10 protein-coding genes and 1 rRNA gene are annotated in these 12,887 nt (G+C 57.2%); 6 read left to right on the forward strand and 5 right to left on the reverse strand.

Annotated features, from left to right (window positions below; all coding sequences use genetic code 11):
- Window positions 1-136: 136 nt before the first annotated feature.
- Both pfkB and ptsP read right to left on the reverse strand, forming a co-directional pair.
- The gene (gene pfkB / locus ACQ4N7_RS18205) at window positions 137-1,093 is read right to left on the reverse strand and encodes a 1-phosphofructokinase (protein WP_430712914.1); all 957 of its coding nucleotides are present in this window, start codon (window positions 1,091-1,093) and stop codon (window positions 137-139) included.
- A complete protein-coding gene (gene ptsP, locus ACQ4N7_RS18210) occupies window positions 1,090-3,540 on the reverse strand; it encodes a phosphoenolpyruvate--protein phosphotransferase (RefSeq protein WP_430712915.1) in 2,451 nt (816 codons plus the stop codon). Before ptsP ends, pfkB begins: the two co-directional genes overlap by 4 nt.
- 488 nt (window positions 3,541-4,028) lie before the next feature.
- Between ptsP and ACQ4N7_RS18215 the strand changes: the two genes are divergently transcribed.
- The 5 genes from ACQ4N7_RS18215 to ACQ4N7_RS18235 all read left to right on the forward strand — a co-directional run bounded on the left by ACQ4N7_RS18215 (window position 4,029) and on the right by ACQ4N7_RS18235 (window position 9,285).
- Complete coding sequence (locus tag ACQ4N7_RS18215; RefSeq protein ID WP_430712916.1) at window positions 4,029-5,204, forward strand: ABC transporter ATP-binding protein; 1,176 nt, start codon at window positions 4,029-4,031, stop codon at window positions 5,202-5,204.
- A 75-nt stretch (window positions 5,205-5,279) separates the two neighbouring features.
- A complete protein-coding gene (locus tag ACQ4N7_RS18220) occupies window positions 5,280-6,587 on the forward strand; it encodes an ABC transporter substrate-binding protein (RefSeq protein WP_430712917.1) in 1,308 nt (435 codons plus the stop codon).
- A gap of 128 nt (window positions 6,588-6,715) precedes the next feature.
- Entirely contained in the window at window positions 6,716-7,570 is an 855-nt protein-coding gene (locus ACQ4N7_RS18225) for an ABC transporter permease (protein ID WP_430712918.1), read from the forward strand.
- Between the two features lie 87 nt (window positions 7,571-7,657).
- Entirely contained in the window at window positions 7,658-8,473 is an 816-nt protein-coding gene (locus tag ACQ4N7_RS18230; RefSeq protein ID WP_430712919.1) for an ABC transporter permease, read from the forward strand.
- A gap of 134 nt (window positions 8,474-8,607) precedes the next feature.
- Window positions 8,608-9,285, forward strand: coding sequence for a bifunctional 4-hydroxy-2-oxoglutarate aldolase/2-dehydro-3-deoxy-phosphogluconate aldolase (locus ACQ4N7_RS18235; protein WP_430712920.1), 678 nt, complete (start codon window positions 8,608-8,610; stop codon window positions 9,283-9,285).
- A 3-nt stretch (window positions 9,286-9,288) separates the two neighbouring features.
- Here ACQ4N7_RS18235 and ACQ4N7_RS18240 read toward each other — a convergent pair whose 3' ends face one another.
- Both ACQ4N7_RS18240 and ACQ4N7_RS18245 read right to left on the reverse strand, forming a co-directional pair.
- Complete coding sequence (locus ACQ4N7_RS18240) at window positions 9,289-9,642, reverse strand: DUF565 domain-containing protein (protein ID WP_430712921.1); 354 nt, start codon at window positions 9,640-9,642, stop codon at window positions 9,289-9,291.
- 92 nt (window positions 9,643-9,734) lie between these two features.
- Window positions 9,735-11,900, reverse strand: coding sequence for a pentapeptide repeat-containing protein (locus tag ACQ4N7_RS18245; protein ID WP_430712922.1), 2,166 nt, complete (start codon window positions 11,898-11,900; stop codon window positions 9,735-9,737).
- Between the two features lie 266 nt (window positions 11,901-12,166).
- Between ACQ4N7_RS18245 and ACQ4N7_RS18250 the strand changes: the two genes are divergently transcribed.
- The gene (locus tag ACQ4N7_RS18250; RefSeq protein WP_430712923.1) at window positions 12,167-12,568 is read left to right on the forward strand and encodes a hypothetical protein; all 402 of its coding nucleotides are present in this window, start codon (window positions 12,167-12,169) and stop codon (window positions 12,566-12,568) included.
- A gap of 197 nt (window positions 12,569-12,765) precedes the next feature.
- Here ACQ4N7_RS18250 and rrf read toward each other — a convergent pair.
- A 5S ribosomal RNA gene (gene rrf, locus ACQ4N7_RS18255) occupies window positions 12,766-12,882 on the reverse strand.
- Window positions 12,883-12,887 lie beyond the last annotated feature (5 nt).

The following is a 12,887-nucleotide window of genomic DNA, read 5'->3' on the forward strand; positions in this document are numbered from 1 at the left end:
GACCGTGCCACTAGCCATCAGCATTCCAAGGATGGTGTGCATTGGTGCACTGCGGCTTCGAGGTTGCTTGGTAGATCCCTAGGGGATCTAGCCGCGTAGGCGAAGCCGCGCTCTGACGCTATGCACCCCACCGAGATCAACTCACCTCCCGCAGGGTGACTAGGTGCCGCATGGCGTGAATGTGTTCAATAGGCGGCAGTCGTGGGCCAATTTGACCCAGCGCCCCCATGGAAAAGGCTGTGGCCAGAGTGGCACAGGCCCGCAGCGATTCGCCGCCCAGCAGTCCCGCCACCGTGCCCGCTACCATGGCGTCGCCCGCACCGACGGTGCTTTTGATCTCGACTGCCGGAGGTTGGGCGTGGAAAGCCTGGGTGCGATCGATAAACAGCGCCCCCTCGCCCCCCATCGACACCACCACGTAGCGAATGCCTGATTCAATCAGCTCGCGGGCGGCGGCGACGATCGCACCGTGGCTCTCCAGGCGGATGTTCAGCACCTCCTCCAGTTCAGCCTGGTTGGGCTTGATCAGGTCGGGCTTGGCAGGCAGGCCAAAGCGCAGCGCGTCGCCGCTGGTGTCAAGCACCACGGTTTTGCCCTGGGCTTTGAGGGGGCCGATCAGCTCGTCGTAGATGTCGTTCGATAGCCCCGCTGGCACGCTGCCGGAGAAGACAAACCAGTCACAGCTCCCGGCTAAAGCATGCACGACATTTTTTAAGCCATCGACATTTTGGTGGGTGGGCGATTGGCCAGGGTAGTTAATGTCGGTGACCTGGCCCTGCGCATCGTCCACAATTTTGATGTTGACGCGGGTTTCGCCCGGCAAATAGACGAAGTGGTCGTCAATGCCCTTTTGGTGAAAAAGCGTTTTGAATAGAGCGTTGTTTTCCCGGCCTAAAAAGCCCGTGACGCTGACCCTATGGCCTGCCTCGGCCAAAAAGGAAGCCACATTCACGCCTTTGCCGCCCGCGTCATCCTGTTTCCAATCGACCCGGTTCACTGTATCAGCCTGAAAGTTGGGAATCGAGACGGTCTGATCGATCGCCGGATTCAGCGTCACCGTAGCAATCCGTTGCATTCTGGGGAGATGAGTCATAGCGCCCTCACCTCCTCGGCGGTGCGACAGGCCAGAGCCTTCTGGGCCAGCCGCTTCATCTGCTTCATCGATGCCCCCCGCAGCCGAGCTTTTACTTTAGGAATGCTGGGGATATCCATGCTCAGCTCTTTCACCCCCAGCCCGGCCAGAAGCATCGCGCCCTGGGGATCGCCCGCCAGCCCGCCGCAGACGCCGACCCACCTACCAGAGAGCTTCGCCCCCTGCACCGTCTGGGCGATCGCCCGCAGCACGGCGGGGTGCAGGGCATCGGCCTGCTTGGCCAGGGTGGGGTGACCCCGATCCATTGCCAACAGGTACTGGGTCAGGTCGTTGGTGCCCACCGAGAAGAAATCGACCTCCTGGGCAAACTCCGCCGCCATTAGCACGGCGCTGGGCACCTCGACCATCATGCCGATTTCCACGGGCGGCCCGTTTGTCGCCGCCCGCACCGACTCCAGCACCGTCTTGGCGACGCGAATGTCCTCCAGAGTGGCGATCATGGGGAACATGATGCGGATGTAGCCGCCGCGAGCCGCCCGCAAAATCGCCCGCAGCTGGGTTTCAAACAGATCGGTGCGCTCCAGGCACAGCCGCACGCCGCGAATGCCCAGGAAAGGATTTTCTTCGGCGGGCTGATTCAGGTAGGGTACGTGCTTGTCGCCGCCAATATCCAGCGTGCGGACAATCAGCGGCAGGCCGTTGAGGGCCTCAGTCATGGTCTTTAGTGCGTCGTACTGCTCCTCCTCGCTGGGGGGCGCATTCCGATTAAGGAAGAGAAATTCGGTGCGCAGCAGGCCCACGCCCTCGGCCCCAGCATTCATAGCTGGGGCGGCTTCCGCTGGCCCGCCGATGTTGGCGACTACTTCAATGCGGTGGCCATCGGTGGTAATAGCGGGCTGGAAGCGGGTCTGCTGCTCGACGTCGCGGAGCTGGGCGCGATCGCCCATCGCCTGCCTCGCCTTGGCCAGATCCGCCTCAGTCGGGCTGGCGTAGAGCTGGCCCTGGTCACCGTCGAGAATGGCCGTCGTCCCCTCCGGCAGCTCCAGCAGCCCATGCCCGGCCCCAGCTACGGCCGGAATGTTGAGCGATCGCGCAATGATCGCCGTGTGGCTGGTCGCCCCGCCCGCCGCCGTGCAGAACCCATGAATTTTGGCTGGGTCTAACCCCGCCGTATCCGAGGGAGCCAGATCGTCAGCAATTAGAATCACGGGATGATCGGGTAGGCCCGCCCCCGCATCCCCCTGGCCTACCAGCCGCGCCAGCACCCGCTGGCCCACGTCGCGCACATCTGCCGCCCGGCCCGAGAGAACGGGGTCGGCCAGCGCCTCCAGTTCCCTGGCCTTGGCCTCAATCACCTGCTGCCAGGCCCAGGGGGCGCTGTGGTTAGGGGGAATGCGGTTCAGCGCCTCCTGTTGCAGTTCTGGGTCAGACAAAAACTCCCGATGGGCCTGGAAGATCGCCGCCTTAGCTTTACCAGAACGTTCTTTGATGGTGGTATAAAGGTCGGTGAGATCTAGGTCGGCGAGGGCGATCGCATCCCTCAACCGATCCTGCTCTGCCGCAGCATCCGCAGCGGTCTCGGCAAACTCTAGTTTGGTATGGCGGAAGCGGTGCAGGGGGGCAATGGCTAACCCTGGTGAAGCGGCGACACCTGCGATCGCAGCGCTCTCCAGCTCCAGTGCTGGCAACACCAATGCTGGCCCAACAGCCGCTTCCTCCTCTTCCTCCAGCCCGTCTTCTACCGCCTGCTGGAGCGCCGTCAGCGCCTCGGTGGCATCGCTGCCCCTGGCCAGCACCCGCACCACGCCATCTTTTTCAACGCCGAGCTTGAGCAGCGACATCAGGCTTTTGCCGTTGGCCACCTGGTCGCCGTAGCGCACCCGCACCTCGGCACTAAACGATTTCGCCAGATCGGCAAACACCGTCGCGGGGCGGGCGTGGAGTCCAGTAGGGGCATCGATGGTGACATCCACAAACTGCTCAAAGCCCTGGGTATCGAGCCCGCTGCTGCTAGAGACAGACTTACCCGTCAAGCGATCGCAAATCACCTGGGCATCCGCCGTCTCCACCAAAGCCTGCACCGCCGTCGGGTCATCCAGCACGTGGGTCAAGTTGGTGAGAATCTGCAAGTGCTCGTCAGACTTCGCCGCGATCCCCACCACCAGCCGCACCACCTCGCCGGGGTTCCACTCCACCCCGTCTGGTAGTTGCAGCACCGCAATGCCCGTCGTCAAAATCAGGTCGCGCTGGGCGGGCTGCCCATGGGGAATAGCGATGCTGTTGCCCAGGTAGGTGTTGGCCTGGGTTTCCCGAGCCAGCATGCTGTCAACGTAGCCCGGCTGAATGTGACCACTGGCGACTAGTAGTTCTCCCGCTTGCCGAATCGCGTCTTCTTTGCTGCGGGCAGTGGCCTTCAGCCGCACATCCTCCGGCGTTAGGTTAATCATTCAAACATCTCTCTATGAGGTATCAGCAAGGGAAATATCTGTAAAGAAATTTAGCGAATTTGCGAATTAATTAAGCAAACTTAAACGTACAAAACCCACCCAAAATTTCAACATTCCAGACTAGGGATCAATACCAGCAAAGGCGTTTTCCAATGTCTTAATTGTTCAAGACTAGAGACCTCCTGGGAGAGCTTTGTTATATTTCCTTAGACATTGCCTAAAGATTTGTATCGCCCGAAGTCAGCTCGACCGACTTCACAGAAATCTAGCTTCACTAGCTCTATAATTTGGCCACAAACCTTCCTTAGGAGACATGACATCGGCTCCAGATAGTACTGAACCCCACGGCCCTCCCAGCAAAATGTATCCTTGCATACAGTACACACGCGGAGAGAATTTTATAAGTGGGTCTGACCGACCGATGAGGTGAAATTGGCTTTTACTGAGCTGCTTTTCCGCTCCATCCCGCTCTAAATTACGGCCCCACCATGCAAGATATCCAGATCGAACCTGCGCTTACCGTTGAGGCGGTGCCTGAGGAGCTTCAGGCAGATGCCAAGGGTGTTTCCCTGCGGGATGTGACCAAAAAATACGGCTCGTTTGCAGCGGTTCAAAACATCACGCTCGATATTCCGGCTGGTTCTTACACTTGCCTGCTCGGCCCCAGCGGCTGCGGTAAAACCACCACCATGCGCATGATTGCAGGCCACGAAGACATCTCCGAGGGCGATATCTACATCGGTGATACGCGCATCAACGGCATTCCCGCCACCCAGCGCAACACCGCCATGATGTTTCAAAACTACGCGCTCTTCCCCCACAAAACCGTGTGGGATAACGTTGATTTTGGCCTCAAAATGCGCGGCATGACCAAGGTCGATCGCCACCATCGAGTCGGCGAAATGCTAGAGGTGGTGGGGTTGAGCGGGTTTAGCGATCGCAAGCCCGCCCAGCTCAGCGGCGGTCAGCAGCAGCGGGTAGCTCTCGCCCGTGCCCTCGTCACCCGTCCCCAGGTACTCATGCTCGACGAGCCCCTCAGCGCCCTCGATGAATCGCTGCGGGTCAAAACTCGTGGCGAGCTGCGCAAGCTTCAGCGCCAGTTCGGCATGACCTTTATTCAAGTCACCCACAACCAGGACGAAGCCTACTCCCTCTCTGACCAAATTGTGGTGATGGATCACGGTCGCGTCGATCAGGTCGGCCCCCCCGCTGAAATCTTTTCAAAGCCTCTGTCGAAGTTTGTGGCTCGCTTTACCGGCGACAACAACATCTTTGCAGGCACTGTCACCAGCGCCGTACAAGACACCAGCGGCCAGCTCATTCAGCTCGCTATTCCCTCCCTGGGCACCCTGCTGTGCCTGGGCGACTACGCCCAGGTGGGTACTGAAGCTGCCTGCTGCATCCGCGCCGACCTGATGCAGATTAAATCTTTCGCCGAGGCTGAGCAAACCACCTGCGGTCCAGCCACCAACCGCGTCACCGCTCGCATTACCGCCGTTGAGTTCACCGGCTACGTCACCCGCGTGTCTCTAGTGCTAGAGCACGGCGGCATAGAAGTGCTCTACAAAGCCCGCACCCCCGACTGGCTCACCACCTCCTTCACCGAAGGTCAGGTGGTAGTGCTCGACTGGGCCGCTGCCGACTGCGTTTTTCTGCCTCACTAGGCGGGCAAAATTTCCCGGCCTTCTCCTCTCACACTCCTTTTAACCCTTCGTCGTTACTGAACTGAATTGCTAACTATGGGTAAGTTCTCTCGTCGCCACGTCATTCGCACCGGCCTTGCTGCTGGCGCTTTTCTCACGGCTACCCGCTGCGCCTCCGCCCCCGAGGGCACTCCCAACAACCCCGCCCCCGGCCCTCAGGTCAACACCAATCAATCAAAAGACGTCACCCTGCGCCTGATTGGCACAGGCGTGTCGCAAATTAACGACATTCGCGACAAAGCCCAAGAAGACTTGGGCTTTAAGTTTGACATGCGGGCGCTCAGCACCGAAGAAAATAACCAGATTGCTATCACCCAGCCTGGTCAGTACGACATCTTCGACGGCGAGTACTTTAGCCTGCCCCTGGTAGTGCCCTCCGGCAACCTTCAGCCCATCGACATCAAGCGCATTACCAACTACGACCAGATTGTCTCCTTCTTTAGAACCGGCGAGTTTAAGGGCATGCCGGTCGAAGAATCCCAGGGTACGGCCCCCTTCAAGGTGCAGTACCTCACCGGCCCCGACTCCAAAGAATTTTCTGCTACCCCCACCGACTACGCCACTCTAATTCCCTTCCAGTACAACGCCGACACCTTGGGCTATCGCCCCGACCTGGTCGGTCGCCCGATCGAGAGCTGGGGAGAACTCTTCAACGAAGAATTTAGGGGCAAGACCTCCATCCTCGACATTCCCCAAATTGGCATTATGGACGCGGCCATGGTGGCCGAGTCGCTAGGGCTAATGACCTTTGCCGACAAGGGCAACATGACCAAGGCCGAAATTGACCAAATCATCGAAATCTTAAAGGAGCAAAAGGCCAACGGCCAGTTCCGCGCCTTTTGGAAAACCTTTGACGAGTCGGTCAACCTGATGAGTTCGGGAGAAGTGGTGCTGCAGTCAATGTGGTCACCGGCTGTTACTGCCGTACAGTCTCAGGGCATTGAGTGCATCTACGCGCCGCTTAAAGAGGGCTATCGAGGCTGGGGCGGCGGCATTGGCCTCTCTAAAAACCTGGAGGGCGTTCAGCTGGATGCCGCCTATGAGTACATCAACTGGATGCTCGACGGCTGGGTTGGCGCATTTCTCGGTCGGCAGGGCTACTACAGTGCCGCTCCCGAAACCGCCCGCAAGTTTATGTCGGCCGCCGAGTGGGACTACTGGTACGAAGGCAAGCCTGCCGCCGAAGATATCGTTGACCCCTTCGGCAAAACCCTCGCTAAAGCAGGCGCTAGCCGCGACGGTGGTTCCTTTGACGAGCGCTTTGGCAACATCGTTTGCTGGAACTCCACCATGGAAGAAAACACCTACCTGGTGCAGAAGTGGAACGAGTTTATTGCCTCGTAGCAAGAGAGATGAGGCAATGAGGAAGGTGGAGAAGATGGGGTGATCAGGCCCTCCTCATCTTCTTCATTTCCTCATCTTTTTCACCCTCTCAATCTCGCGCTAAATCTACCCACTACCTCCTCTCCCCCATGTCTGCAACCTGGAAAGCTCTCAAGCCCTACGCGCTAATCGCGCCACAAACCCTGGTATTTCTCTTATTTCTGGTGTTTCCCATCGTCATGATTGGGGTGGTGAGCTTCTGGGAGTTCAACGGCTACTCAATGACCCCAGCCTTTACCCTTGATAACTATCAAGGGGTTTTGACCTCTGTTACCTTTAAGACCTACTTAAACACGTTTAAGTTTCTAGGCCTGACCTGGCTGGCAACACTACTGATTGGGTACCCAGTAGCCTACTTTTTATCATTTCATGTGCCAAAACTAGAGTGGCAAATTCTGCTGTTTTTGGTCTGCACCATCCCCTTCTGGACCTCGAATATTATTCGAATGATCTCGTGGGTGCCGCTGCTGGGGCGAGAGGGGCTGGTCAATCAACTGTTGATTGGCAGCGGCCTAATTCAGCAGCCGCTAGAGTTTTTGCTCTACTCCGATTTTGCGGTGGTGCTGGGCATGGTGCACCTCTATATCATTTTTATGATCGCGCCCATTTTTAACAGCCTAATGCGCATCGAACGCTCGCTCATCACCGCTGCCGAAGACTTGGGCGCGTCTGGGTTTCAAGTTTTCAAAGAAGTCATTTTGCCGCTGTCGGCACCGGGCATTGCCATTGGCTCAATTTTCATCGTCACGCTGATTATGGGCGAATTTGTGACGGTGCGCCTGATGGGAGGGGGGCAGTCGGCCTCGGTGGGCAAGCTGATTCAGACCCAAATTGGCAGTTTGCAGTACCCCCTGGCGGCGGCTAATGCGATCGTGTTGCTAGCTGTAACAATGCTGATTATTGTCTCGATTTTGCGCGTGCTAGATATTCGCAAAGAGCTGTAGGAACTAACAGCTAAAATCCCCTCCTAGGAGAGGATTTGACCAGCGTAGGGTGGGCAATGCCCACCATCCACATATCCACAACCACCTATGCAAAAACGCTCCCTATCCTTCTACTTGTTGCTGATATTTTTCTGCCTGTTCGTGCTGTTTCTCTACGGCCCGATGATCACCATTTTTATGCTATCAATGCAGGGGCCGGAAGGGGGGCTGACCTTCCCCATGCGGGGCTTTAGTGTTTACTGGCTAGGGCAGGTGTTTCAAGAGCAGCGGGTGGGGAATTTTATTGAGCCGTTTGTGCGATCGCTCATCCTGGGCGCTGTCGTCATGGCCATTACGATCGCCGCATCAGTCCTCGCTAGTATGGGGTTTCGCCAGCGCTTTAAGGGTTCCACAGTAATTTTCTACATGACCATCGCCAGCTTGATTGTGCCCAGCATTCTGGTCTCTCTTGGCATTGGGGTAGTGTTTCAGGTGATGGGCTGGCCAACAAACTGGTTTACCTCTGGCCTGGGGGCGCACCTGACCTGGACACTGCCGATCGCATTCCTGATCATGCTGGGTATCTTCAACCGCTTTAACCCCTCCTATGAAGAAGCCGCCCGCGACCTTGGGGCCACCGATTCCAAAACCTTTTGGGAAATCGTCATGCCGCTGATTGCGCCCAGCCTGCTGGGCGTTGGCCTGCTGACCTTTACCCTCTCCTATGACGAGTTTACCCGCACGTCGCTAGTATCGGGCCAGAGCAATACCCTGCCGCTCGAAATCTTTGGGATGACCACCAACGTCACCTCTCCCGCCCTCTACGCCTTAGGGACGCTAACGACAGTGTTCTCGGCCTCGCTGATTCTGATTGCCTTCTTTGCCTACAATGCGGTGGTTAAGCGCCAGCGTGGTCAGGCTTAGGAGTTTTTGAGGTTTTTGTAGTGTGGCCAAAGTTGAGGTCAGCAGGTTCAAAGTTTTCAATTCAAAATTTGTAGGTCGGTTAAAAAACATGCTCCAATCGCCCCATGTGCTGACCTGCCGACTAGGATGGGCCAATGGAAAGAGACTCATTTTTGGCCCTGCTGCGGCAGCATCAGGCGATCGCTGTTATTCGCGCTGACGACATTAACTCAGGCTTACACCAGGCTCAAGCGGCGGCGGCGGGCGGTATTCGGCTTATTGAAATCACCTGGAATAGCGCTCAGCCTGAGCAGCTGATCAACACTCTCAGGCAGCAGCTGACTCACTGCACCGTGGGTATAGGTACGGCCTTATCGATCGCTGATCTAAAGTATGCGGCGGCGGCCGGAGCGCAGTTTTGCTTTTGCCCACACACGGACGTTAGGTTAATCGAGACCGCCCACGCACTGCAAGTGCCCATCGTGCCCGGTGCCCTGACGCCGAACGAAATTTTGGCCGCCTGGCAGGCTGGGGCTAGCGCCGTTAAGGTATTTCCGGTCAACGCCGTGGGGGGCGCTAGCTACATTCGCAGTTTACAGGGGCCATTAGGCCATATTCCCCTGGTGCCTACAGGCGGTGTCACCGTGAAGAATGTGGTGGATATGGTTAGGGCTGGGGCGATCGCCGTTGGCCTCTCCACCAGTTTGTTTCCCAAAGCGCTGGTAGCCGATCGCAACTGGGCGGCTATTGAGGCTCTGGCTACCGGACTAGTAGAGCAGCTGCCGACGACCGACCAGGCCATTGCTCTAAAGGCGATCGCTGTACCGTCCTAGCTCCTAGCTGCCTAGCTTAAAGGCCTCAAGGCACAGGGCATAGATAGCGCCAATTTTGAAACTGTTGATGCAGTCGAGCCAGAGGGGCTTGGGCACTTTTCTGAGCAAATCTGGGTCGCGCCAGCGGCGACTGTACACCAGCCAGCTTGCCACTTCTGCCCCCAACACCAAAAACGCCGATACCGCCGTATCTTGTACCGCCGCCTGACCTGCGATCGCCGACAGCGACACCGCAAAAAAGTAGCCCAGCAGCAGGCTAATCAGCACCAAAGACACCCGTCGCCAGGGGTTAACCAGCCACAGGCTAAGCTGGTCACCTAAATCATCGATCAAAGTACTCAAACGGGTGCGCTGCATAGGTCAACCCCTTAGAATAAAGCCCCACATTCTAACGCTAGGGTATTGTTTGCGGTCTACTGCCAGCGATCGCGTCCAGCTAGCCCTAAATACTAGCGACGGCAGGCTGGGTGAATTCCCCCTTGAGCACATATATAATCCAGCTGATCGGCTTGCAGGTTAATCGCTTTAGAAAAGTCTACCCCGGCCAGGGTGCTGCCGGTATCGGGCTCAGCAACTGCAGCAACAAAGCCTTCTCCAGGCTGTTGTGCAGACGAAGAAAACTGCGCCCCGGCAAAATTTACCCCTGCCAAATTAGCCCCGCTTAGCACAATACCTTCCAGGTTAGCCCCCTCCAGATTGGCCTGATTTAGGTCAGCCCCACTCAAGTTAGCCCCTCGCAACCAGCTATAGCTGAGGTTGGTCTGACTCAGGTTAGCCGTCCTCAAATCAGCCTCGATTAGCTTGGCTTCGCTTAAATCAGCCCCGGTCAGATCGGCCTCGGTGAGTTTAGCTGTAGTTAAGGTCGCCTGGCGCAGGCGAGCTTCAAGCAGACTAGCCTGGCTGAGGTCAGCATCGGTAAAGTCGGCCCCGACCAAGCCCGTATCGTCAAAAATTCCGTTGCGAATATCAGCTGCAATAAACCAGGCGCTGCTGGCATTGGCTCCTGAGAAATCAGCATAGGGAGCTATGGAATTGCTCAAGTTGGCCCGCAGCAGGCTGGTATTGCGAAAAATGGTGTGCCGTAGCTGGGCCGCTACCAAGCTAACCTCAGTCAGGTCTGAGCCACTAAAATCAGTAATCCAATCGTCGAAGGTATCCCTACGGCCGTCAGCACCGGGGTCAAAGAGCTTGGCCTTGCGTAACCGCGCCCCCGACAGCACCGCATTGCGCCACACCAGCCCTGCTAGGTTCTGCTGCTCTAGCACCAGGGTAAATGCATCGGGGCTCTCAATAATATAGCCCAGGTTGGTGCCGCTCAAATCGACCTGGTTCAGGTTGCCGTTGTGCAGCACCAGAATTTTGGCCAGGGTGCGCTTTACGGTCCGCTGTCGGATCTGAGGAATAAGCTGCTGCTCTAGCGGCAGTGCTAACAGATCGTTGGCCAACGCCAGGTTTAACCGCTGAAGGGAGGGAATCGCCGGCGGGCCAAGGGTGACTAGCGCCTGCTGTAGGGTATCGAGCAAGCGGGGATCGTCGGTTTGGGCCAGCATATCGACGAGCAGCGGTACAGCGCGAGGGTCTTCGGTCGTAGCCAGAGCCAGGGCGGCTGCCTGGCGATCGCTAAACGAGGTGGCATTGCGGCTAAGGTTTTCGACCAGGGCTAAGAACAACGCATCCTTATTATCGCTAGTCGCGGGCAAGCGCCGATCGAGCCATAGCGCACCCACGCCTGCTAAAACCACAACCCCAGCCAGTACACCACCAATCACCGGCAAGTGTTGCCGCCAGCCCTTCGGCCCCAGCACCTGAGCCGACTCTTCAGGGGAAAGCACAATTGCCGTCAATCCCCCATACTCTTCTGTAGTCAACCCCAGCAGCGGCACCGATGGTAGCGCCAAAACTTTGTCATCACGGCTACCGCCGTCGTCTAGGTCAGGGCTGTGGCGCATCGGCAACACCCCGCCTCGTAACAGCACTACTCGGGTACCGGCCAGGCGATCGTACCAGGTTCGGTAGGAAGGCTTGTGCCCCCATGCCGCCGTCCCCACCCCCCCAACCAAAGCCAGCCCCGCCAGCCACGGCAAACTGGGAAACGCCCCACTGGCAAGCCAAATTCCATAAGCACCGGCAGCCGGGACACCCCAACGGCCTATTTCGCGCACTAGAACCGCTCGTACACCCGGTACCGAACGCTCAGTTGCCACCACCCGCAGCCCCATCCAGGCCTTAGGGAGGGTTCTACCCCGCGTAGCCAGGCCGTAAATCTGATTACCGACCACAGCTATCGGCAATACCAGAGCGCTAAACCACAAAACATTGGTTAGGGGCGGCACCTCAACAATCAACCGCTGTCGGGGCAAGCCTAAAGGCCGGGCGATCGTGTGTTGTACCGCAACAACCGCTGGGTTTAGTGGTACCCGTTCTGCCACCGAGCGCGATCGCACCACCTCCCCCAAGCTCCAAGGCAAAGCCACGCTGCCCACCAATAGGCCAATCTCTAATCCCCAGGCAGCCAGCCGTCGCCAGGCCAAACTACGTGATGTCCGCAGTCGCCCCGACACCCGATCAGCAGATACCTGAGCCGAAATCGGCTGAGAGTGAGAGGTCTGCGCCATGAAGAACCTAATACAGTCCAGACTCTAAAAACCCCGAACGCAATGCGGCAGCCACCGCCCGACAAAATGGCTCTAGTTTCTCAGAATGATTGCCCTTCATCATAGCGAAGAGGTCTCATTTCGGCAGATTTAACCCTCAGCGTTTTAACTGAATTGCAAAAAGCCTCAGGCACCTTAAAATCTGGCACATCCACTGTCACACCTTCCTGTATCCCTAGATACTATAGGTACATATCAAAAACGCTCCTAAAGAAGGAGGACACGCCATGAAATCTCTGCTTAAATTCTGCGCTTTGCCCGCCGCTGCATTAGCCCTAAGCGCTGGTGTGGCCTCCGCCCAACCCGTTGCCCAAACTCCCCTTAGCCAACCCGTTCAAGCCAGTGGTTCTGTCAACCCTAGCCGTCCCTCCAACTGCGGCGTTTTGGGCGATGGTGCTATCCAGGTCTTGCAGGTTACCCAAGACTTTGCCGCCGTGGATATTGCAGTAAGTGGTACCAGTGGCCTTACTCTGCTGATTCAAGGCAGCAATGGTTTCAGCGAATGCCATACTGGCGGTGGTGGTACCATCAACGCACCAGGATTGCTAAATCAAGGCACCTACTCATTTTTCGTCGGCAACAGTACCCAAACCCCTACTAGCTATAACCTCACCATCCGTGAAAATTAAACAGCTACTTTATCTACATTAGGAGGATTTGGACCGTCCGAACCAAGCGCAATGCCTAGAGTGACAATTGTGGGACAGTAGCATCCCAGTCTGGGCTGAAAGTACTTGACAAAACCAAAACTCAACCTCTGATGTTTGAGACAGGTCAAACAAATGAGTCCCCCTTCTCCAATCAGAAGGGGGACTCATCAATAGGGACCTGGCATCGAGCTATTTTGACAAGGGGCAACCCCCTCACTATCTTCGCCGCAGCTGCGTTTCACGTCTGAGTTCGGGATGGGTCAGAGTGGGTCCACAGCGCCAAAGACACCAGGAAAGC

This window comes from Nodosilinea sp. AN01ver1 (genome assembly GCF_050565655.1).
Classification (GTDB): domain Bacteria; phylum Cyanobacteriota; class Cyanobacteriia; order Phormidesmidales; family Phormidesmidaceae; genus Nodosilinea.

What these genes read in the sequence shown, in the direction of transcription:
- pfkB (WP_430712914.1), bottom strand. Translation starts at nt 1,093, where the DNA reads ATGACTCATCTCCCCAGAATGCAACGGATTGCTACGGTGACGCTGAAT.
- ptsP (WP_430712915.1), bottom strand. Translation starts at nt 3,540, where the DNA reads ATGATTAACCTAACGCCGGAGGATGTGCGGCTGAAGGCCACTGCCCGC.
- ACQ4N7_RS18215 (WP_430712916.1), top strand. Translation starts at nt 4,029, where the DNA reads ATGCAAGATATCCAGATCGAACCTGCGCTTACCGTTGAGGCGGTGCCT.
- ACQ4N7_RS18220 (WP_430712917.1), top strand. Translation starts at nt 5,280, where the DNA reads ATGGGTAAGTTCTCTCGTCGCCACGTCATTCGCACCGGCCTTGCTGCT.
- ACQ4N7_RS18225 (WP_430712918.1), top strand. Translation starts at nt 6,716, where the DNA reads ATGTCTGCAACCTGGAAAGCTCTCAAGCCCTACGCGCTAATCGCGCCA.
- ACQ4N7_RS18230 (WP_430712919.1), top strand. Translation starts at nt 7,658, where the DNA reads ATGCAAAAACGCTCCCTATCCTTCTACTTGTTGCTGATATTTTTCTGC.
- ACQ4N7_RS18235 (WP_430712920.1), top strand. Translation starts at nt 8,608, where the DNA reads ATGGAAAGAGACTCATTTTTGGCCCTGCTGCGGCAGCATCAGGCGATC.
- ACQ4N7_RS18240 (WP_430712921.1), bottom strand. Translation starts at nt 9,642, where the DNA reads ATGCAGCGCACCCGTTTGAGTACTTTGATCGATGATTTAGGTGACCAG.
- ACQ4N7_RS18245 (WP_430712922.1), bottom strand. Translation starts at nt 11,900, where the DNA reads ATGGCGCAGACCTCTCACTCTCAGCCGATTTCGGCTCAGGTATCTGCT.
- ACQ4N7_RS18250 (WP_430712923.1), top strand. Translation starts at nt 12,167, where the DNA reads ATGAAATCTCTGCTTAAATTCTGCGCTTTGCCCGCCGCTGCATTAGCC.